Source organism: Chromobacterium violaceum ATCC 12472 (assembly GCF_000007705.1).
GTDB classification, from domain to species: Bacteria; Pseudomonadota; Gammaproteobacteria; order Burkholderiales; family Chromobacteriaceae; genus Chromobacterium; species Chromobacterium violaceum.
This window is the reverse complement of record NC_005085.1, coordinates 2,063,537-2,084,975: the sequence shown is the minus strand read 5'-3', so window position 1 is coordinate 2,084,975 and position 21,439 is coordinate 2,063,537. Positions and strand designations below refer to the sequence as shown.

Here is a 21,439-nt window from a genome sequence, read left to right as displayed (position 1 = left end):
TGAAATACTCGTTTGCAATGATGTGAATAATTTTTTCGTTTCATTTACAACACCAGCGCTTACCACTGCCAGTTGAGCCGGGCGAACAGGATGTGGCCCTCCGATAGCCAGCCCTGCGGCTTGCGCAAGGGCCGGCTGTAGTCGAGGTCCAGCGTCAGCCCGCCCCGCGCCAACGCCAGGCCGACCGCCGCGCCGGCGATGTCCTGCCAGGTTTCCCGTGCGTCCCGCTGCAGCACCCGACCGCCGTCCACGCCCACGCGCGGCGTCAGGCTCCAGCCGCCCGCCATGAAGCGGCGGGACAGGGTGTTGCGCCAATACCAGCCGGTTTCCGACACCAGCGAGTTGTTGCGGAAGCCGCGCACCGCGCTGGCGTCGGCGATGTCCAGCCGCTCGACGCCGGGCAACTCGTCGCGGCTGGCCTGGCCGGACAAGGCGATCTGCAACTGATAAGGGCCGCCGGGCAGCGCCAGCCCGCGGAACCAGGCAAGACCCAGCCTCAGCTTGGTGAATTGCGGATTGGCGGCGCCCGGATGCAGCGGATCCGGCGCATCCGCGCCCAGCCAGCGCACGCCGCGCTGCACGCTGCCGTCCAGCTGCAGCAGGCCGGCGGGCTGGATCAGCAGTTGCGACACGCCGGCCTCCAGAACTGTCAGGTTCATGCTGCTATCCAAACGCACATCCTGGAAAAAGTTGCGCACTCGTTTCTGCACCAGCTGCGCGTCGGCGGTCAGCACATGGTTCTGCCCGCGCGACAACACCCTGTCCAGCCGCAAGCCGTTCTGTTCGGTGGTGCCGGACAACTGCACCACCAAGCCCGACTGCAGGGTATTGGGTATCAGGTAGTCGGCATGGCTGGCGAAGGCGCTCAATGTCCAGTAGCCGTAAGGCAGGGAATAGAACAGCGACTCGCTGCGGCTGTGCCGGATCTCTTGCCGCGCGGTGGTGGTCTGGACCGACAGGTTGAGCAGATCGCTCCAGTCGGCCGGATTGTCCCAGTTCAGGCTGGCGCCCGCCTGCATGCGGCCGGTGCTGTCCCGTCCGGCGTTGTCCAGCGACAGTCCGCCGGACAGCCGGACAGCGGGCTGGTTATGCAGCTGCAGCGCCGATTCGCCCGCGGCATCGCCGGGCAGCACGTCGACAGTCACCTTGTTGGAACGCAGCCGGTTGGCCTGATCCAGGCCCTGGTCCAGATCATGCACGTTCAAAGGCTTGCCCAGCATGCCGGGAAACAGGTTGCCGGCCTTGGGCGCGTCCGCGTCGCCGCGTATCGCCGCCACCTTGCCCTCCACCACCCTCAGCGTCAGCGCGCCGTCGGCGTCGGGCCCTTCCGGCCTCACCCTTGCGGCGATGAAGCCGCGCTCCAGGTACAAGGCGGTCAACGCCCGGCTGAAGCGGTTGAGCTCCGCGATGTCCAGGCAGGTTCCGCGCGGCGGGCCGAGCGCCGTCACCTCCTCCCGCGACAACAGCCTGATGCCGGCCAGCTTCAGACCGCTGACCGGCAGGCAGCTCCCCCCCTCCATCTGAGGCGCGCGTTCCGCCTCCAGATTGCTGCCTTCGCTTTTCAGCTGGCGCATCCTTTGCTGCTGGATCAGATTGTCGAAACGGCGGTCGCTGTCCTGCAACAGGCGACGCGCGTCGGCGCCGTCATGCTCAGCCTGCGGCGGCAGGGAATCGGCCAGGGCCGACTGGCAGCAGGCCAGCCATGCGGCCACGACGATGGGGAGGCGTTTGTTCACGGCGTATGTTTCCCGGCTCCGCATCGGAGGGTAGGATCGGTCTTAAAAATCAAAGCCGCCCATTAAACCACAAATGAATATCCCGGGCAGCGTCCCACATTCCCGCCCGCGGCAAGCGCCGTATTTATACATATTTCATGAGAAACCGCCGCCGCTATGCTTAAAGCCTGACCTTCACCTCCGGAGCGATGCCATGTGGCTTGTAGGCAACAAGATGATCGATCAACTCGAAAACGCCGCGGAGGCCGTGCTGCGCGGCGAATCGGCCACATGGAGGATAGACGGCAGCGACCGCTGGCGCGCGCTGGGAGAAAAGCTGTCCCAGGTCTGGGAGCAGCGCGACCTTCAGATCAGCCAGGCCGACCGCGAGCGCGAGCAAGCCGACAGCAAGCTGCGCCAACTGCAGCAACGGCAAGAGGAGGCGGAGCGCCAGCTGGAACTGCTGAACACGCGCTTCGATCTGGTCAACCGCGCCGCCAGCGAAGGATTGTGGGACATGTCGGTGGTGGCCGGCGATCCGCTCAATCCCGACAACGTGTTCTGGTGGTCGCAAACCTTCCGCGCGCTGCTGGGTTTTCACGATCACAGGGAGTTTCCGGACGTGCTGGGCAGCTGGGCCGGCCGGCTGCACCCGGAAGACCGGCAACGGGTGCTGGACGCCTTCGCCGCGCACCTGAACGACCGCGGCGGCACCACGCCATACGACATTGAATACCGGCTGCAATGCAAAAACGGCGATTACCGCTGGTTTCGCGCCCGCGGCGCCACGCTGCGGGACGGCAAGGGCGTGCCCCTGCGCGTCGCCGGCTCGCTGGCCGACATCACGGCCCTGCGCCGGCAACAGCTGCAGCTGGAGCGCACCATGACGCGCTTCGAGCTGGCCAGTGAAATGCTGGCCGAGGGGCTATGGGACATGGAGGTCGATCCGGCCAACCCGGTCAGCGGCGCGCATGCCTTCTGGTGGTCGCCCCAGTTCCGCCGACTGTTGGGCTTCGACAGCGAGCAGGAATTCCCCGACGTGCTGGAGAGCTGGTCCAGCCGGCTGCATCCCGAAGACAAGCAGACGGTGCTGGACGCCTTCGCCGCCCATCTGGGCGACCGCAGCGGCCAGACGCCCTACGACCTCGACTACCGGCTGCAATGCAAGAACGGCGAATACCGCTGGTTCCACGCCCGCGGCCAGACCCGGCGCGCGGCGGACGGCGCGCCTTTGCGGGTGGTCGGCGCGCTGATAGACATAGACGCGGAAAAACGCTCGGAAGCGCTGAGCGGCGAAAGCCTGCAGCGGCAGCAGCTGGAGCGCAGCCTGGCCGAGATCGCCACCATCGTCAGCACCATCCAGTCCATCGCCGATCAGACCAATCTGCTGGCATTGAATGCCGCGATCGAGGCCGCCCGCGCCGGCGAAACCGGCCGCGGCTTCGCCGTGGTGGCGGACGAAGTGCGCAAGCTGGCCGAACGCACCCGCGACGCGACGCAAAGAGTGGAAAAGCTGGTGGCGCAGCGCGACTGAACCCATCTATTTGCCAAAGCAAAAGCCCGGCTCATGGCCGGGCTTTTTCGTGAACAACGCTGCCGTCAACGGTAGACGAAGCGCGCGCGCTTGACGTTGCACAAGGGCTCGTAGCCTATGGTGCCGGCGTGGGCCGCCACCTCGTTGACCGACACGCCGTCCCCCCACAGCTCGACCTCGCTGCCGACGCCGACTGCCGGCAGATCGGTCAGATCCACGGTCAGCATGTCCATCGACACCCGGCCGATCAGCCGCGTGCGCTGTCCATCCACCAACGCCGGACTGCCGCTGGAAGCGCGCCGCGGGTAGCCGTCGGCGTAGCCGCAGGCCACCAGGCCGACGCGCGTCGGGCGCTCGGTGACGAAGTTGTCGCCGTAGCCGATGGGCTCGCCGACGCCCAGCTCGCGCACGCCGAACACCTTGCTGGAGAAACGCATCACCGGGCGCAGCGCGTCGCCCTGCCCGAATCCGGCCGGCAGCGGCGTCACGCCGTACAGCGCGATGCCGACGCGGCCCCAGTTGCGCTGCGCGCGCGGGTGGCACAGGATGCCGGCCGAGTTGGCGACCGACTCGTCGCCGGCCGGCAGGCCCCGCACCGCGGCGTCGAACGCCTCCAGCTGCGCGAAGGTCATCGGGATCTCAGGCTCGTCGGCGCGGGCGAAGTGAGTCATCTTGGTGATGCCGCCCGCCTTGCCGCTGGCCTGCAGCCTATGCCAAGCCTGGTGATAATTTTCCGGCAGGAAGCCTTCGCGGTGCATGCCGGAATCCAGCATCAGCCAGACATTGAACGGCCTCGACGGATTCGACTGCTCGACCATGCTCAGTTGCTCCTCGCTGGTCACCGCCATCCACAGGCCATGCTCGTCCACCGCCTTCAGTTCCTCGGCGTCGAACACGCCCTCCAGCAACAGGATGGGGTTGGCGATGCCGGCGGCGCGCAGCTCCAGCGCCTCCTCCAGGCAGGCGACGGCGAAGCCGTCGGCGATGTCGGCCAGCGCCTGGGCGCAACGGACCGCGCCATGGCCGTAGGCGTTGGCCTTCAGCACCGCCAGCGCGCGGTCGCCGTGGGCGGCGCGCGCTTGCAGATAGTTATGCCGCAAATGGTCCAGCCGTATCGTCGCGATCAACGGACGCATGCTTCAGGCCCCTTGCACCGCGGGACGAATCACCGGCACCACCAGGGTTTCGCCCTGCTTGGCGTAACGCTGCATCGACAGGCCGTCGACGCTGATTTCCGGCTTGGCGCCGGTAATGATGTCGGCCAGCACCTTGCCGGAGCCGGCGCACATGGTCCAGCCCAGCGTGCCGTGGCCGGTGTTCAGCGACAGGTTGGCGAAGCGGGTGCCGCCGATGATCGGCGTGCCGTCCGGCGTCATCGGGCGCAGGCCGGTCCAGAAGCTGGCCGCCTTGATGTCGCCGCCGTTCGGGTACAGGTCGCCCACCACCATTTCCAGCGTCTCGCGGCGGCGCGGGTTCAGCTCCAGGTTGTAGCCGGACAGCTCGGCCATGCCGCCGACGCGGATGCGGTTGTCGAAGCGGGTGATCGCCACCTTGTAGGTTTCGTCCAGGATGGTGGAAGTCGGCGCGCCGTCCGGGTTGGTGATCGGCACGGTCAGCGAGTAGCCCTTGACCGGGTAGACCGGGATGTCGATGCCCAGCTCCTTCACCATGTCGCGGGAATAGCTGCCCATCGCCACCACGTAGTGGTCGGCGCGCAGCAGCTCGTCGCCGATGCGCACGCCGGTGATGCGCTTGCCATCATTCTCGATGCCGTCCACGGTCACGCCGAAGCGGAATTCCACGCCCTTGTCGCGGGCCAGCTCCGCCAGGCGGCTGGTGAACAGATTGCAGTCGCCGGTTTCGTCGTTCGGCAGCTGCAGGCCGCCGGCCAGCTTGTGCTTGACCGCCGCCAGCGCAGGTTCCACGCGGGCGCAGCCGTCCGGATCGAGCACGTTGAAATCGACGCCGCACTCGCGCAGCACAGCGATGTCCTTGGCCATGCCCTCCACCTGGGCCTGGCTGCGCAGCAGCTGCAGCGTGCCGCCCTGGCGGCCTTCGTACTGCAGGCCGGTCTCCGCGCGCAGCTCCTTGATCTTGTCGCGGCTGTACTCGGCCAGGCGCATCATGCGGCCCTTGTTGACCGCGTAGGCCTTCTCGTTGCAGTTGGCCAGCATCTTGGCGATCCACTGCAGCTGGTACAGGCTGCCGTCCGGGGTAATGGCCAGCGGCGCGTGGCGCTGGAACATCCACTTCAGCCCCTTCAACGGAATGCCGGGCGCCGCCCACGGGGCGGAGTAGCCCGGGGAAATCTGGCCGGCGTTGCCGAAACTGGTCTCCAGCGCCACGCCGTCCTGGCGCTCCAGCACTGTCACCTGGCAGCCTGCCTTGGCCAGATACCACGCGGTGGATACCCCCAGAACGCCGCCGCCCAGCACGATTACCTTCATTGCCTGTCTCCGTTTGTAGTCTTGCCACTACCTGATAGTGAATTCCGCTAGTATATGCATTGACATCTGGTTTTTTTCACTGAAATTGATGAGAATCAAATGATCATTCTCAAATCTTTCGCACATAAACAGTGAAAACATGAAGTCAATTTCCGCCTCCGCCAAAGCGCTGGACAAGATGGACCGCAAGATCCTGCGCATCCTGCAGAAAAACGGCCGCATCGCCATGACCGAGCTGGCCGAAAAAGTGGGGCTGTCCACCACCCCCTGCACCGAACGGGTGAGGCGCATGGAACGCGACGGCATCATCGAAGGCTATTACGCCCGCCTCAATCCCCACGCGCTGGGCGGCTCTCTGCTGGTATTCGTGGAGATCAAGCTGGAAGCCAAGTCCGGCAATATCTTCGACGCCTTTCGCCGCGAGATCATGAGCATTCCGGAAATCCTGGAATGCCATCTGGTGTCAGGCGATTTCGATTACCTGATCAAGGCGCGCATCCCGGACATGTCGATGTACCGCAAGTTGCTGGGAGACATTCTGCTGCAACTGCCGTCGGCGAAAGAGTCGAAAAGCTATGTAGTGATGGAGGAAGTCAAGGAGACCCTGTCGCTGCCGCTGGAGGATTGAATTCCCCTTTAAAATCAACGCAGAAGACTTGACCAAAGCCTAGAAAAAGCTTGCTTTTATGTCCTGAGTCAACCAAACCCAAAATAACTACACCAGTAGAAACACTTAGCCGGGAGACAGGGATGTTTGGTTTCAAGAAAGCGGCAAGCAAGGCCGAGGACGCGGCGCGCATGGTGCGCCAGCTGGAAAGCGTGCTGGACCACGCCGACAATCTGATCATGTTGTGCGATACCACCCGCGACAACACGATCTTCTACATGAACCAGACCGCGCGCGACGTGCTGGGCCGCCACCGCGAGATGATGAACCAGAAATTCCGCGCCGGCGTCGACGTCAACCGCGCTCACGGCCACAGCATCCATCAATTCCACCGCGATCCGGAACACAACCGCCGCATCCTGGCGGACCTGGCCAGCGGCAAGATTCCCCAGCACACCGCGATGATCCCGGTGGGCGAGGTCATGTTCGAAACCAAGGTGTTCCCGATCTGGGATTCCGCCAACCCCAGCCAGTTGCTGTGCTTCATGGCCAGCTTCCAGGATGTGTCATCCGAAATCCGCGCCCAGAAATTGCAGGAACAGGGCAATCAGCGCCGCGACTTCCTGGAGGCCCGCGTCAACGAGCTGTCGGAAAACATGCAGGCGATGAGCGCCACGATACAGAACGTGGCGGTGCAGACCGCGTCGGCGTCAGAATCGGCGGAACTGATGCTGGGCGAAGGCCGCAAGGGCGCCGGCATCGTCAGCGAAACCAGCAGCGGCATGAAGAACGTGGGCGGCATGGTGCGCGACACCGCCGACAGCCTGGAGTCGCTGGGACAGCGCTCCGAGACCATAGGCCAGATCGTCAACGTCATCAAGGACATTGCCGACCAGACCAACCTGCTGGCGCTGAACGCCGCCATCGAGGCCGCCCGCGCCGGCGAGATGGGCCGCGGCTTCGCCGTGGTGGCGGACGAGGTGCGCAAGCTGGCCGAACGCACCACCAAGGCCACCCAGGAAATCGGCGACATGATCCGCGACATCCAGAACGAGGTGAAGCAGAACGTGGACGCGATCGAGCGCGGCCGCCAGCAGGTGGACGCCACTGAAAACGACTTCCAGCGCGCCGAGCAGGCGCTGGGCATCATCGTCGGCGAAATCAACAATATGCGCGACTTCGTAGTGCAGATCGCCAACGCCGCCGAAGAGCAGGCCGCCACTTCGCAGGACATCGCCGACAAACTTGCCGAGATCGTGCGGCAGTCCTGAAAGACTGTCCAAAGTTGCGTCCCTGGCCCACCGCCCCATCGAACGCCCCGGCAGCGGACGACGCTGCGACGGGGCGTTTTCCGCGCCGGCGCACCGCTGGCGTCGAAACCGGCCGCGGGCGTACGCCGGACCTGGCGCCTTTGGTTCGCATCGGGAATAATGGTCCGGCCATCCTTCCCGACGAGAACCGCCCATGAGCCTGGAATCGGTCAAAGCCTTCTTCGCCGCCCGCCAAGCGGACATTGCCATCATCGAGCTGGACGTCAGCACCGCCACCGTGGCCGAGGCCGCCTCCGCCCACGGCGTGGAGCCCGGCCGCATCGCCAAGACGCTGGCCTTCCGCCTGAACGACGGCCGCGACGTGATCCTGGTCGCGCGCGGCGATGCCCGCATCGACAACCGCAAGTTCAAGGACGCCTTCGGCAAGGGCAAGATGCTGCCGCCGGAAGAGGTGGAAGCCATCACCGGCCACCCTGTCGGCGGCGTCTGCCCGTTCGGCCTGGCCCGCGAGCTGCCCATCTACCTGGACGTGTCCATCCAGGCCTTCGACGAAGTGCTGCCGGCCGCCGGCGCGGTGCACAGCGCGGTGCGGATCAGCCCGGAAGCGCTCGGCGACATCACCGCCGGCCAGTGGGTGGACGTCTGCCAGGCCTTCGCCTGAGCCTCACCCCCGGGCGAAAGCCAGCAGCGGCCGAGGCTGCAGCCGGATGCCCACCATGTCCCCGACTTGCAGCGGCTGTCCGTGGCCCAACTCGGCCAACAAGCGCCGGCCGGACAGCAGTTCCAGCGCGTAATGGCTGACCGTGCCGCGCAGCACCCTGTCCACCACCCTGGCCCGCAGCGGGCTGCCCGGCTCCGGCTGCACCGCGTCGGGGCGCAGCAACACCTCCACCTCGGCGCCGTCGGCGAAGCCCAGCTCGTCCTCGGCCCGCAGCTCGCCGGTCTCCAGCATCACCGCGCGCCCGCTGACCCGGCCCGGCAGGAATACGCCCTGGCCGATGAAGCCGGCCACGTAGCGATTGGCCGGGCGGTGGTAGAGCGCGTCCGGCGTATCCCACTGCTGCAGCCGCCCCTGGTGCAACACGCCCACCCGGTCGGCGACGGCGAAGGCCTCGTGCTGATCATGGGTGACCATCAAGGCCGAGATGCCCTGGGATTGCAGGATGGCGCGCACTTCGCGCGCCAGCCGCTCGCGCAGCTCGGCGTCCAGATTGGAAAAAGGCTCGTCCAGCAGCAGCAGGCGCGGCCTTGGCGCCAGCGCCCGCGCCAACGCCACCCGTTGCTGCTGGCCGCCGGACAACTGGTGCGGATAGCGCGCCGCCTCCTCTTCCAGCCCCACCAGCCGCAGCGTCTCCGCCACCCTGGCCTTGCGCTCGGCCCGGCGCAAGGCGGGCAGGCCGAACGCCACGTTGGCGGCCACGGTCAGATGCGGGAACAGCGCGTGGTCTTGGAACACCATGCCGACGCGCCGCCGATGCGCGGGCAGCGCGGCGCCGACGCCGAATACCGTCTCGCCCTCCAGCCGGATGCGGCCGGCGGACGGCGTTTCGAAGCCGGCGATGCAGCGCAGCGCGGTGGTCTTGCCGCAGCCGGAGCCGCCCAGCAGGCAGGCGATCTCGCCCGCCTCCAGCGCGAAGCTCATGCCGTCCAGCACCGGCCGGCCGGCGAAAGCCAGGCTCACCGCGTCGAATTCAAGCGTCTTGTCCATTTCACACTCCAGGCTTCTGCCGCGACAGCAGCAAGACCGGCAGCAGGCCGGCCAGCACGATGGCCACCGAGGGCAGCGCCGCGCGCTGCCATTCGCCCTCGCTGGTCAGGTTGAAAATGCGCACCGCCAGCGTGTCCCAACCGAAGGGCCGGGTCATCAGCGTGATCGGCATCTCCTTCATCACGTCGACGAACACCATCAGCATCGCGGTGAACAGACCGCCCCTGAGCAAGGGCAGGTAAAGCCGCCCCAGCAAGCGGGCGCCGCTGAGGCCCAGGCTGTGGGCCGCCTCCTCCTGGCTGCGGCTGATGCGCTGCATCGCCGCGTCCAGCGCGGAGTGCGCGACGGCCAGGAAACGCGAGGCATAGGCCAGCAGCAGGACCAGCAGCGTGCCCTTGAACACCGCGGACGTCCCTTCCGGCAGCCAGCGGCCGAAGCAGCCGAGCAGCAGATTGTCCAGCGCCGCCACCGGCGCGAACACGCCGACCGCCAGCACCGTGCCCGGCACCGCGTAGCCCAGGGTGGCCAGCCGCGCCCAAGGCCGGCTGCCGGAGTCGCGCCGGACGGCGAAAACCAGCAGCAGCGCGATGGCCGGCACCAGGGCCGCCGCCATCGCCGCCAGCGCCAGCGAGCTTTTCAGGCTGTCGAGCAGATCGGCGTCCAGCTCGCTGGCGGCATGCTCGGCCGCCCAAACCAGAATCTGGCCGAAAGGCAAAGCGAAGGCCAACAGCAAGACCAGCGCGCAGCAGGCGCTTGCCAGCCAACCGCGCCAGCCCGGCAAGCGGGCGCGCGGCAGCGGCGCCGCTCTGCCCGCCGGCACATAGCCGCGTTGGCCGCGCGCGCGCTGCTCCAGCCACAGCAAGACAAACACCAGCAATACCAGCAGCGACGCCAGCTGCTTGGCGGCGGACAGCGAGAACAGGCTGAACCAGGCTTTGTAGATGGCCGAGGTGAAGGCGTCGAAATTGAAGATGGCGACGGTGCCGAAATCGGCCAGCGTCTCCATCAGCGCCAAGCCCAAGCCGCCGGCGATCCAGGGCCGGGCCATCGGCAGCGCCACCTTGAAGAAGCCGGCCAGCGGCGACAGGCCCAGCGATTGCCCGACCTCCAGCGCGCGCCGTCCCATGCCGGCGAAAGCGTCGCGGGCCAGCAGGTAGACGTAGGGATAGAATGCCAGCGACAGCACCATCACCACGCCGGGCGTCGAGCGGATGTCGGGCACCCAGGCCGAGCTGCCGAACGCCTCCCGCAGCCAGGTCTGGAACGGTCCGGTGAAGTCGAACAGGCCCAGCTGGGAGAACGCCATCACATAGGCTGGCATCGCCAGCGGCAGCATCAACGCCCAGGCAAAAAAACGGCGCCCGGGAAAGTCGTGCACCGCGGTCAGCCAAGCCAGCGGCACACCCAGCAGCAGCACGCCGGCGCCGACGCCAGACAGCAGGACGACGGTGTTGCGCAGCAGCTCCGGCAACGTGTACTCGGCCAGGTGGCGCCATGCTTCGGCGTCGGGCTCCAGCAGGCCCATGGCGATCACCGCCAGCGGTATCAGAGTGAGCAGGCTGGCGGCGGCGGCCGGCGCGCGCCAGCGCGAAACGGTAAACGGCATGCGATGCGATCCAACGGCGGCGGGCCCGCCGTCGCGTGACGGCAGGCCCGGTTCGATACAAGAGGCGCGGCTTACTTGTAGCCGGCGCGGTCCATCAGCTTGACCGCCTCAGCCTGGCGGGCGCCGGCTTGGGAGACGTTGATGTAGTTGTGCTTGAAATCGCCCCAGGCCGCCACGCGGGCGTCGGGCTTCACTTTGGGGTTGACCGGGAATTCCATGTTGACGTCGGCGAACAGGTTCTGCGCCTTCTCCGAGCTCAGCCACTCCAGGAACTTCACCGCGCCCTTCTCGTTCCTGGCGTAACGGGTGACGCCGGCGCCGGAGATGTTGACGTGGGTGCCCTTGCCCGCCTGGTCGGCCCAGAAGATGCCCAGCGGCAGCTTGGGCGACTTCTCCATCAGCCGGCCGTAGTAATAGGTGTTGGCGATGCCGACCTCGCACTGGCCGGCGGCGATGGCTTCCAGCATCTTGGTGTCGTCGGGGAACGGCGCGGCGGCCAAATTCCCCACCCAGCCCTTGATCACCTGCTCGGTCTTGGCCGGGCCGGTCTCGGCCAGCATCATGCCGACCAGCGACTGGTTGTACACCTTCTTGGAAGTGCGCAGGCAGAGCTTGCCTTTCCACTTGGGATCGGCCAGATCGGCGTAGCTGGACAGCTGCGACGGCTTCACCTTCTGGGTGTTGTAGAAGATGGTGCGGGCGCGGATGGACAGGCCGTACCACTGCCTGGCCGGGTCGCGCAGGTGGGCCGGAACGTTGGCATCCAGCACCGGCGACTGCACCGCCTTCAGCAGGCCCATGCGCTCGGCCTGCCACAGATTGCCGGCATCCACCGTCAGCAACAGGTCGGCCGGGCTGTTGCGGCCTTCGGCACGCAGGCGCTCCATCAGCGGGCCTTCCTTGTCCGACACCAGCTTGACGCTGACGCCGGTCTCTTTCTTGTAGGCTTCCACGATGGGCTTGAGCAGTTGCTCGCCCCGCGCGCTGTATACCACCACTTCCTCGGCCAGCGCCGGCCCGGCCGCGGCCGCCAGCGCGGCGGCCAACATCAGTTGCTGTTTCAAGGTGTATCCCCTGTTTGATTGAGACGAAACGCGATGTGCAGGGACGCACCGTAACACCAGCTGATAATACTTATCAATACAAAAATAAATTGCAAACAGCGGAACTTTGAGCAGAAAAAACCAACATCAGCGCGCCGTTCCAAAGCGGACGTAATCGCCCTCCGACGGCGCCCGGCCGCTGCCCTGCACCAGGCCGATGGAGAAATTGGGCTGCACCTGGATCAGGCTCACGTCGCCGTTCAGGCTTTCCGGCATGCCCAGCTCGCGGCCGGAAATCAGGTCGCGCAGCGGCTGGCCGCTGGCGCGCTTGTACAACAGCAGCTTGTCCCCGACCGCCATGCCGTCCAGCAGGCCGGCGTTGATGTAGACGCGCTTGCCTTCCAGCCTCACCACCCGGGCCGAGAACGGAATGCAGGAGATGATGTTGTCTATGCGGTCGGACGCGCGATCCAGCAGCTGGCTGACCAGCTTGCCGTAGTCACCCTGCCAGAAGGCCCCGGAAGCGAAAGGCTGGGGCTGGGGCGGGATGATTGGCCCCTTGGAGCTGGCCATGCCGTTGACGCGCTCCCTGGCCAGCAGCGAGCCGGTCAGGCCGTCGTATATCCAGAACTCGAGGTCGAACTGCCGCTGCGTGGGCACGTATTTGACGCCGTTGCCGAACATGCCGGCGAAGGGACCGTTGTAGAAGGCGCCCTGCTGGCTGGTGTTGTTGGACTCGAACAGGGACAGCCTTACGCCTTTTTCGGTCACCGAGGTGGACAATACCCGCCCCGCCACCACGAACTGCACGTTCTCGCGCTGCCCCAGCTGGCTCGCGGTTTGCCAGCCGGCGTCCGGCTCGGCGATACGGCTGTCCGCTAGCACCGACACGGTGTTGGCGTCCCTCACCATCAGCATGGCGTTGCGCGACAGCCGCCGCGCCAGCTCGGTCGGCAGCGCCGTCGCCAGGTCCGGCATGTCGGACGCCTCGGCCGGGCGCGCGACATCGAAATACGTGGTCACCAGCTTGCGCTTCATCGACCGCCCCACCGGCATCGGGCAGGACGGATCGCTCCGCCTCTCGGATGCGGAGTTCGACACGGACGCCGCCTTGGCGGTATCCACCTCGACCTTGACATGATAGAGCTTGCCTTCGGCGTACTCGCTCACCACCCGCACCGATCCCTGAACCGGCGCGGCGGCGGTCAGCGTGCCCGACTCTCCCTGCCTGCCCATCTCCATCACCTGGGTCGACTCGATCCGCGCGCCCTGGCGGATGGAGATCAGCTTCAACGCATCCTGTATCGCCATGTGGCGCGCGGCCACCGGTCCGTTGTCCAGCGGCGCCACGCCCTCGGCGCTCAGGCGTTCCGCCCGCGCCGCGGCCGACAAAACAAATGCCGCCGCAAGAGCGGCGGCACGGATAGCGGTTCGCTTCATCACTGGTTCACGTAGAAATTGCTGCTGTAGCGGGCAGGTGAGGCGGTCATGGGCATAGCCGCCGGCGCGGGGACCACCTTGGTGGCGCCGCAATTGCCCTCCGGACACAGCGCGCCCGCGGTGCCGGTTTCCTTGGCGGCCTGCATCACGCTGCCGGTCTTTTCCATCGAATTGCGGAATTGCTTGTAGAACTCCTGATCCAGCGTGATTTCGGCCACCGCCTCGCTGGTGCCGTCCGGCTTCATCACGGTGGAGACGATGGTGACGCCGCGCAGATAGGCGTCCACATAGGTGCGGAAGCTATCGCTGTTGGCGATCATGTTCGACACCGAGCTGTTGCCGACCAGCTTCATGCCCTGCACCTGTTCCGCTATCGAGCGGAAAGCGTCCAGCCGGGCGGCCCGCATCGCCAGCAGCTTGCGCTGCGACGGCGTCAGGCTGTTGGTGTAAGGCGCGGCGCCGGAGCCGGTCACCCGGACGACGATGGGCCGGAAGGGATTCACTTCCTTCACCACCACCTTCACCTCCTCGCCGCTGGCGGCCTCGTCGCCGGAGCCGACGTAGCCGACTCCCGACGGGACCGAGCCGCTCTCCTTCATCGGCATCGGCGCGCCCATCGAGGATTTCTGCGGGGCGGGCGTGGCGCAGGCGGTCAAACCGGCCATCAGGGCAAGCAAGGCGAGGCGAGGCATACGGCGGACTGTATTCATGGCAATTACCGATAGGTGTTGATGGAATGGTATGAACCATTCCCGGAGCTCGTCAACCTGAAACATCGGCAATAACTGATGAAACTTGAGACGCGGACGGCATGCGCCGCCGCTCAGTCATGCGCGGCGGCGGCCCGGTTCATCTGCCTGGCCGATGAAAAACCGGCGGACAGCGCGGCTTTTTCCTTGCTGAGCCCCGCCGAGCGCCATTGCTCGGCCAGCGTCAGGCGCAGCGCGCGGTGGTAGTCGTGCGCGGAGACGCCGGCCTGGTCGCGGAACAGCCGCGACAGGTGGCGGGCGCTGACGTGGACCCTGGCCGCCAGTTCGTCCAGCGGCCAATCGCGCACCGGATCAGAGCAGATCAGGTCCTGCGCGCGGTGCAGCGCCGGATGCAGGTGATTGCGCCAGGCCAGCCACGGCGACAGCTCCGGATCCTGCGGCGAGCGGCGGAAATACACCACCATCTCGCGCGCCACCGCGCGGGCCACGGCGGGATCGGCCAATTCGGCGATCAGATGCAGCGCCAGATCGATGCCGGCGGTGATGCCTGCGCTGCTGTAGCACGGACCGTCGGCGACGAACACCCGGTTTTCCTGCACCCGGGCCGCCGGCGCCAGCGCGCGCAGCCGTTCGATCAAGGAGTGGTGGCTGGTGCAGGCGCGGCCGTCGAACAGGCCGGCCTCCGCCAGCAGCAGGCTGCCCGAGCAGACGCCCGCCCAGCGTATGCCCGTTCGATGCCGGCGCGAGGCCAGCCAGGCGACCACCCGCCTCGCCTCCGGCCTGGCATAGGCCTCGATGGACGGGGTCGAACCCGGCGCCACCACCACCGCGCCGTCCGGCAGCGCGTCCGGCAAGGGCGCGAGGCCGCCCAGCGGCAGGCCCAGCGAGGTCTCCACCTCCGTCGACGCGCTCACGTAATGCAGCCGGAACGCCGCGCCATGCTGGCCTGCCAGCCTGAAAGCGTCGGCCGGGCCGGCCAGGTCCAGCAGCAGCACGCAGGGCGACAGCAGGAAATAGACGTCACGCACGGCGAGTCCTGCCCTCCGCCGCCGCCAACAGCCTGCCGCCGAACACCGTGGCCAGCAGGCCGGCCATCAGCAGGCCGCTGCCGGCCAACTGAGCGGGCGTCAGCGTCTCGCTCAGCAGCCAGTGCGAAGCCAGCAATCCCACCACCGGCACCAGCAGCGAGAACGGCGCCACCTTGGCCGCGGCGTGCCGCGCCAGCAGGCGGCTCCACAGCCCATAGCCGAACATGGTGGCCACAAAGGCCAGATAGGCGACGGCGAACAGCGACTGCCCGTCGAAGCCTCGCAGCGCCGCCGCCATGCGCTCGCCGCCTTCCAGCCGCCACGACAACAGCAGGAAGGGAATCGGCGGCACCAGGCTGGACCACACCACCAGGCCCAGCGGCTCCACCTTGAAGCCGGCGCGGCCTATCGCGCGCACCACGACATTGGACGCTGCCCAGCTGGTGGCCGCGGCGATGGTCAGGCCGAAGCCGACCGCGGTCATGTCGCCGCCCTTGCCCATGCCGATCAGCGCCAGGCCGCCCAAAGCCAGCAGCAGGCCAACCAGCTGGCTGGCCTGCCAGCGCTCGCCTAGAAACACCCGAGCCAGCAGCAGCGTGAAAAAGGCCTGCGACTGCAGCACCACCGAGGCGAGTCCGGCCGGCATGCCCAGCTTGATCGCGGAAAACAGGCAGCCGAACTGCCCCACGCCCACCGTCAGCCCATACAGCGCCAGGTAGCGCCACGGCAGGGCCGGCCGCCTGATGACGAATACCGCCGGCAGCGCCACCAGCGCGAAACGCAGCGCGCCCAGCAGCAGCGGCGGCACGCCGGCCACGCCCCATTTGATCACCACGAAGTTCACGCCCCAGACCAGCACGATGGCCAGCGCCTGCGCCACGTCAGCCAGCGGCATCGTTCGCTCCCGGCCACAGCACCGCCTGCGCGACGATCACGCGCTCGCCGTTGAAGGTGGCCGCCGGCGAGCCATGCAGCCGATAGCCCTGCGCCAGCGCTTCGCTGACCCGTTTGCAGAAGGCCGAGTCGTCCGGCCCGGTCAGCAGCCGATAAGCCGGCAGCCCGTCGGGCGGGACGCTCGATGCGTGTTGAGACATGCTTGCTCCTTGTGCGGATAGTTGCATTTCGACACCTTATGGCATGACGGCGTCAATCCGCAAGCGCCTGCCCGGAATCCGATGCCGTCCCTCGCCACCATGAGTCAGCTCGGGAATGATGGACTTCCTTGCCCCCCGGCGGGGGGAGCCGGAGCGGAAAGGAATTAGAGCGGCCAACAAAAATCAGTTTCACGGCAGAGGCAAGGCGCGCCGACGCAGGCCGTACTTGGGTACGACAAGCCGGCGCAGCGCCGCATCAGGAATGCTGTTGGCCGCTCTTAATCCGCCATCCGCCGCAGGGCCTCTTCCACCGTGACGATGGTCGCGAAGCGCCCGGCCAGCACCAGCTCGGTGCGGGCGCGGATGTCGGCGGCGCTGTAGACCGCGCCGCTGCCCGCATGGGTCATCGGAAAGGTCAAGGTCGCCTCGGTGACGAAATCCACCTCGTAGCCCAAGTCTGAGGCCACGCGGGTGGTGGTTTCGCAACACTGCTCGGTGCGGATGCCGGAAATCACCAGCTTCTGGATGCCATGCTTGATCAGCCAGTCCTGCAGGCCGGAATCGGTCAGCGCATTGTGCACATGCTTGACGAAAGACGCCGCCGGCCGGTGTTTCAGCCAGGACTGCGGCTTGACCAGCCCGGACTCCAGCCGGAAGGCCTCGTCGTCGTCGGTATGGAGAATGTTGACGACAGGCACCCCGCTCGCCTCGGCGCCGGCGATCAGCCTCAGTTGCGCGTCCCGATAGGCGGGCAGCTCGCGCTCGTCCCAGTACGGGCGGTGCAGAAAGGAATCCTGGACATCAATCACCAGCAATGCGGTCTTTTTCATTTCGCCTCCCCCGGCGGTGTGGATATGGACAGCATCGTATGGCGGATATGGCCAGCAAATAAGGCCATCTCCGGACAAGCCCCTGCCAGAAAAGGACATCATGCCGTCAGGGCAAGCGCCGGTGCCAGTTCGTCATAGAGCAGCCATAGCGCGGTGACGGCCATCAGCGCGCCCATCGTCAGGTTGTAGAGCAGCAAGGCGCGGGGCGCGGACAGCGAGCGCCGCAGTTTCTCGCCGCCCCAGGCCCACACGCTGATGCAGGGCAGGTTGACCACGGCGAACACCAGCGCCAGCAACAGCGCCGCCAGCCAGCGCCCGCCCTCGCCAGCCGGCATGAACAGGATGGACGCGTTCAGCACCATCACCCAGGCCTTGGGATTCAGCCACTGGAACAGCGCCGCGCCGATGAAGCCCAGCGGCCGGGCCTGCTCGCGCGCTTCCGGCTGGCCGGAACGGGCGATCTGCCACGACAGCCACAACAGGTAGACGCAGCCGGCCACCGCCAGCGGCAGGCGCCACGACGACAGCCAGCCCAGCATCTGCGCCAGCAGCATGGCCACGATGAACACCTGCAGCGCGCAGCCCAGGCTGATGCCCAGCATGTGCGGCACGGTGCGGCGGAAGCCGAAATTGACGCCGGACGAGGCCAGCATCAGGTTATTGGGCCCCGGCGTGATCGACATCAGGGCGACATAGGACAGCAAAGCGAATTCCGGCATCGAGGATCTCCTGCGAAACGGCAAGCGGCGACAGGCCCTTGCCCACCCGGACATGCTAAGCGGACTGTCTTGATGGATACAGATTCAAAAATCCATTATTGATCTGGTTACAGATTAATCTTTTCAGCAACTGTCACCCTCCACTATGATGAACGCTGTGCCCCTCCCCGCCGAAAGCCCGACGATGCAGAACAGCGCCGCCACCCTCTATCAGCAGCTCGCCGACGACCTGTCGCTGGCGATCAGCCGCGGCACGCTGCCGCCCGGCTCGCGGCTGCCGTCGGTGCGCCGTGCCGCCCACAGCCGCCAGCTCAGCCTCAACACCGTGGTCAGCGCCTACCGCGTGCTGGAAGACCGCGGCCTGATCGAGGCGCGGCCGCAGTCGGGCTACTACGTGCGCGCGCGGCTGCCGTCCCCGGCGCGGCAGGCCGGCACCGAGAGCGGCCCCGCCTCGCCGACCAAGCACGCGGTGCTGGACCTGATCGGCACCGTGCTGCAGGCGCAGCAGTCCGAGGGCTTCATCGACCTGGCGCTGGCCTGCCCGCGCGGCGGCGACTTCTATCCCGGCAACAAGCTGGCCAGGCTGATGGGCCAGATCCTGCGCCGCCAGCCGGGCATGGTCAGCACCTACGCGCTGCCGCCGGGCCCGGAACGCTTGCGCACCCAGATCGCCCGCCGCGGCATGGACCTGGGCATGACGCTGCAGCCGGACAACATCATCCTCACCCACGGCTGCATGGAGGCGCTGCAGCTGGCGCTGCGCGCCGTCACCCGCCACGGCGACGCGGTGGGGCTGGAATCGCCGACTTATTTCAACCTGCTGCCGCTGCTGGCCAGCCTGGGGCTGAAGGCGGTGGAGATTCCCACCGATCCGCAGACGGGCCTGTCGATAGACGCGGTGGAAGTGCTGCTGGAGGAAAAACGCATCCAGGCGCTGGTGGCCATGCCCAACGTGCACAATCCGCTGGGCTGCTGCATGCCGCTGGAGAACAAGAAGCGGCTGGCGAAGCTGGTCAACCGGCACCAGGTGCCGCTGATCGAGGACGCTCTGTACGCCGAACTGCAGTTTTCCGACACCCTGGCGCCGGCGGTGAAGGCATTCGACGCCGACGGCTGGGTCATCGTCTGCGCCAGCTATACCAAGACGCTGGCGCCGGATTTCCGCATCGGCTGGATGGAAGGCGGCCGCTTCGGCGCGGCGCTGCGCAAGCTGAAATTCGCCTCCTCCGTCGCGCAGCCGGCGGTGCTGGCGGAAACGCTGGGCGCGTTTCTGGAATCGGGCGGCTACGACCACCACCTGCGCACGCTGAAGCGCCGCTACGCCGCGCACGTGGAGAAGGTGCGCGGGCTGATCGCCCGCCATTTCCCGGCCGGCACCCGCGCCACCCAGCCCCAGGGCGGCTTCCTGATCTGGCTGGAACTGCCGGAGGGCTGCGACAGCGTGGCGCTGTTCCACGCCGCGATGGCGGAGAAGATCAGCCTGATTCCCGGCCCGCTCAGCTCGCCCGGCGGCCGCTACCGCAACGCGATGCGCCTGTCCTGCTGCTACCCGCTGGACGAACGCTACCTGGCGGCCCTGGTGCGCGTCGGCCAGCTCGCCTGCGAACAGTTGGCGCCGAATGGCTGAACGTTTTTCCCCTGCCCGCGAACAAAACCGTGACCGCTCCGCCCGCTTGACGGTACAATACCGGCTTGCCTCTGGATTTCAACCGTCCGGCCACCGCGGCCCGACGCTCAGCCTTGCCTCTTGGGCCGGCATCGCGCCCATTCCGCAGGTCACCGAACTGAAGCTCAAACGCCTCGCCGCGGCAGTCGCACCGACCGCCGCGCGAAGCCATTTCATTACCGTATGAGAAAGGAAACGCTATGTCCAAGGAAGACATGATCGAACTGGAAGGCGTCGTCATCGAAATGCTGCCCGAGTCCCGCTTTCGCGTGAGGCTGGACAACAATATGGAGATCCTGGCCTACGGCTCCGGCAAGATGAAGATGCACCGCATCCGCGTGCTGCTGGGCGACCGCGTGACCGTGGAAATGTCGCCGTACGACCTGACCAAGGGCCGCATCAATTTCCGCCACCCGACCGCCAATCCCGGCGCCGGCCCGCGTCCGTCCCACCACCACCGCCGCTAAGCGCGCCGGGCAGTCCGCTGCCCCCGCGCTTTACGCGTCTTCTCCAGGCCGGCTTCGCGCCCAGCGCCCGCCTCGGACGCCGCGCTTTCCATCGCTTCCGCCATGGATTGAACTGACGGCACAGATTTGCAATTGACATATCTCATATTGGTTCCATAGTGGTATTACGTGCCGATCGGCATGCCCACCATGAGGAACCGATATGAAACTGTCAGCCTTCATCATCCTGTCCCTGTTGCCGCTCCCCGCCCTGGCCGCGCCATGGCAAGCCCGCGCCATCTATCAGAAGGGCCAGACAGTGCAGTGGCAGGGCCGCGACTGGCAAGCCAAGTGGCCCACCCGCGGCGAAACGCCGGGAGCCAATCCCAAGGGCTCCTGGATCGCCCATGTCGATGGCGCCATGCGCAAGCTGGATGACGCCGCGCCCCCGGTCCCGACGCTGCAACAGGCCTTGCAGCACGAGGCCGAGCTGACCAACAACGACTTCTTCCGCAAGGTGAAGGCTTCCATCCGCACGCTGTCCAACGAGCAGGTGGAACAGGTGGCCCCGGGCCGCGCCGCCAATCCGGTCAACGTGCGCCGCGTCGAGCGGCTGCTGCCGTCGGCCAAATGGGACTATTACTTCAGCCGCCGCGACGCCAGCTACACCTACACCCGCTTCCTGCAGGCGGTGGCCAAATTCCCCGGCGTCTGCGACGACTACGGCGACGGCCGCGACGCCGATGCCATCTGCCGCCATAGCCTCGCCACCATGTTCGCCCACTTCGGCCAGGAAACCGGCAACCACGACGCCAGCGACACCGTGCCGCAATGGCGGCAGGGCCTGGCCTACCTGCGCGAGATGGGCTGCGCCGACAGCGGCAGCGCCTGCGGTTACAACACCGAGTGCAACGATCCGGTGTTCAACAAGGTATGGACCTGCGGCAAGAACCCCGACGGCAGCTGGAAGAAATACTACGGCCGCGGCGCCAAGCAGCTGTCGTACAACTACAACTACGGTCCGTTCTCGCAGGCGATGAACAACGGCGACCAGTCGGTGCTGCTGCAAAACCCGGACCTGGTGGCCAGCACCTGGCTCAACCTCGCCTCCGCCACCTTCTTCTTCGTCTATCCGCAGCCGCCCAAGCCATCCATGCTGCATGTGATTGATGGCACCTGGGTGCCCAACGCCGCGGACAAGGCGGCCGGCGCCGGCAACAACTTCGCCACCACCATCCAGATCATCAACGGCGAATGCGGCGGCGGCACCGAGCGCCAGGCGGCGCAAAACCGCATCGACTACTACAAGCAGTTCGCCCATGACCTGGGCTGGGACTACGGCGGCGAGCAGCTGTCCTGCGCCAATATGCAGCGCTTCACCTCGGCCAGCTCCGCCGCCTACAACATCTACTGGGAAAAGGACTGGCAGTGGCAGCACGACTACCAGTGCCAGCTGGTCAGCTACCAGACGCCGTACAGCGCCTTGCAGGCAGGCAACTACCAGCGCTGCGTCGAGGACAACTGGGGCGTCAAGCTGAAATAGGCGCGGAAAAGCGAAGGCCGGAACCCTCTGCG

At 66.7% G+C, this 21,439-nt stretch carries 21 protein-coding genes; 8 read left to right on the top strand and 13 right to left on the bottom strand.

Annotated elements, in window-relative coordinates:
* Window positions 1-59: 59 nt before the first annotated feature.
* Window positions 60-1,736 carry a ShlB/FhaC/HecB family hemolysin secretion/activation protein gene (locus CV_RS09350; protein WP_052278798.1) on the bottom strand — a complete coding sequence of 559 codons (1,677 nt, stop codon included), beginning with the start codon at window positions 1,734-1,736 and terminating at the stop codon, window positions 60-62.
* A gap of 214 nt (window positions 1,737-1,950) precedes the next feature.
* Here CV_RS09350 and CV_RS24315 point away from each other — a divergent pair, with 214 nt between their 5' ends.
* Window positions 1,951-3,249, top strand: a complete 1,299-nt coding sequence (locus CV_RS24315; protein ID WP_217870827.1) for a methyl-accepting chemotaxis protein — start codon at window positions 1,951-1,953, stop codon at window positions 3,247-3,249.
* Between the two features lie 65 nt (window positions 3,250-3,314).
* Here the strand turns inward: CV_RS24315 and alr are convergent, their stop codons facing one another.
* Window positions 3,315-4,385, bottom strand: a complete 1,071-nt coding sequence (gene alr / locus CV_RS09340) for an alanine racemase (RefSeq protein ID WP_011135467.1) — start codon at window positions 4,383-4,385, stop codon at window positions 3,315-3,317.
* A gap of 3 nt (window positions 4,386-4,388) precedes the next feature.
* Window positions 4,389-5,696 (bottom strand): D-amino acid dehydrogenase, encoded by a 1,308-nt coding sequence (locus CV_RS09335; RefSeq protein WP_011135466.1) that lies wholly within the window; start codon window positions 5,694-5,696, stop codon window positions 4,389-4,391.
* Window positions 5,697-5,835: 139 nt separating this feature from the next.
* Here CV_RS09335 and CV_RS09330 point away from each other — a divergent pair, with 139 nt between their 5' ends.
* From CV_RS09330 to CV_RS09320, 3 genes are all read left to right on the top strand, one after another.
* Window positions 5,836-6,324 (top strand): winged helix-turn-helix transcriptional regulator, encoded by a 489-nt coding sequence (locus tag CV_RS09330; protein WP_011135465.1) that lies wholly within the window; start codon window positions 5,836-5,838, stop codon window positions 6,322-6,324.
* Between the two features lie 122 nt (window positions 6,325-6,446).
* A complete protein-coding gene (locus CV_RS09325; RefSeq protein WP_011135464.1) occupies window positions 6,447-7,574 on the top strand; it encodes a methyl-accepting chemotaxis protein in 1,128 nt (375 codons plus the stop codon).
* Window positions 7,575-7,767: 193 nt separating this feature from the next.
* A complete protein-coding gene (locus tag CV_RS09320; RefSeq protein WP_011135463.1) occupies window positions 7,768-8,235 on the top strand; it encodes a YbaK/EbsC family protein in 468 nt (155 codons plus the stop codon).
* 3 nt (window positions 8,236-8,238) lie between these two features.
* On the opposite strand, the gene CV_RS09315 is transcribed toward CV_RS09320, so the two are convergent.
* The 10 genes from CV_RS09315 to CV_RS09270 all read right to left on the bottom strand — a co-directional run bounded on the left by CV_RS09315 (window position 8,239) and on the right by CV_RS09270 (window position 17,752).
* Complete coding sequence (locus tag CV_RS09315; RefSeq protein WP_011135462.1) at window positions 8,239-9,282, bottom strand: ABC transporter ATP-binding protein; 1,044 nt, start codon at window positions 9,280-9,282, stop codon at window positions 8,239-8,241.
* A 1-nt stretch (window position 9,283) separates the two neighbouring features.
* Window positions 9,284-10,888: an ABC transporter permease gene (locus CV_RS09310; protein WP_011135461.1), complete on the bottom strand. Its 1,605-nt coding sequence runs from the start codon at window positions 10,886-10,888 to the stop codon at window positions 9,284-9,286.
* Between the two features lie 71 nt (window positions 10,889-10,959).
* On the bottom strand, window positions 10,960-11,952 hold the full coding sequence (locus CV_RS09305) for a Fe(3+) ABC transporter substrate-binding protein (RefSeq protein ID WP_011135460.1): 993 nt from the start codon (window positions 11,950-11,952) through the stop codon (window positions 10,960-10,962).
* Between the two features lie 126 nt (window positions 11,953-12,078).
* Entirely contained in the window at window positions 12,079-13,371 is a 1,293-nt protein-coding gene (locus CV_RS09300; RefSeq protein WP_011135459.1) for a flagellar assembly protein T N-terminal domain-containing protein, read from the bottom strand.
* Window positions 13,371-14,063 carry an LPP20 family lipoprotein gene (locus CV_RS09295; RefSeq protein ID WP_227590078.1) on the bottom strand — a complete coding sequence of 231 codons (693 nt, stop codon included), beginning with the start codon at window positions 14,061-14,063 and terminating at the stop codon, window positions 13,371-13,373. Before CV_RS09295 ends, CV_RS09300 begins: the two co-directional genes overlap by 1 nt.
* 131 nt (window positions 14,064-14,194) lie before the next feature.
* Window positions 14,195-15,109 (bottom strand): GlxA family transcriptional regulator, encoded by a 915-nt coding sequence (locus CV_RS23205; RefSeq protein ID WP_011135457.1) that lies wholly within the window; start codon window positions 15,107-15,109, stop codon window positions 14,195-14,197.
* Complete coding sequence (locus CV_RS23200; protein ID WP_011135456.1) at window positions 15,102-16,004, bottom strand: O-acetylserine/cysteine exporter; 903 nt, start codon at window positions 16,002-16,004, stop codon at window positions 15,102-15,104. Before CV_RS23200 ends, CV_RS23205 begins: the two co-directional genes overlap by 8 nt.
* Entirely contained in the window at window positions 15,991-16,203 is a 213-nt protein-coding gene (locus tag CV_RS09280; RefSeq protein WP_011135455.1) for a DUF1737 domain-containing protein, read from the bottom strand. The genes CV_RS23200 and CV_RS09280 overlap by 14 nt, the downstream gene beginning before the upstream one ends.
* A 278-nt stretch (window positions 16,204-16,481) precedes the next feature.
* Window positions 16,482-17,033, bottom strand: a complete 552-nt coding sequence (locus CV_RS09275; protein WP_011135454.1) for an isochorismatase family protein — start codon at window positions 17,031-17,033, stop codon at window positions 16,482-16,484.
* Between the two features lie 98 nt (window positions 17,034-17,131).
* Window positions 17,132-17,752 (bottom strand): LysE family translocator, encoded by a 621-nt coding sequence (locus tag CV_RS09270; RefSeq protein ID WP_011135453.1) that lies wholly within the window; start codon window positions 17,750-17,752, stop codon window positions 17,132-17,134.
* Between the two features lie 148 nt (window positions 17,753-17,900).
* On the opposite strand from CV_RS09270, the gene CV_RS09265 reads away from it, so the two are divergent.
* The 4 genes from CV_RS09265 (at window position 17,901) to CV_RS09255 (ending at window position 21,407) form a co-directional block, all read left to right on the top strand.
* A complete protein-coding gene (locus CV_RS09265; protein ID WP_198404076.1) occupies window positions 17,901-19,379 on the top strand; it encodes a PLP-dependent aminotransferase family protein in 1,479 nt (492 codons plus the stop codon).
* Entirely contained in the window at window positions 19,372-19,605 is a 234-nt protein-coding gene (locus CV_RS23475) for a hypothetical protein (RefSeq protein WP_011135451.1), read from the top strand. Before CV_RS09265 ends, CV_RS23475 begins: the two co-directional genes overlap by 8 nt.
* Window positions 19,606-19,618: 13 nt before the next feature.
* Window positions 19,619-19,885, top strand: a complete 267-nt coding sequence (gene infA / locus CV_RS09260) for a translation initiation factor IF-1 (protein WP_011135450.1) — start codon at window positions 19,619-19,621, stop codon at window positions 19,883-19,885.
* Between the two features lie 202 nt (window positions 19,886-20,087).
* Complete coding sequence (locus tag CV_RS09255; protein WP_011135449.1) at window positions 20,088-21,407, top strand: glycoside hydrolase family 19 protein; 1,320 nt, start codon at window positions 20,088-20,090, stop codon at window positions 21,405-21,407.
* The last annotated feature ends 32 nt before the right edge of the window (window positions 21,408-21,439 follow it).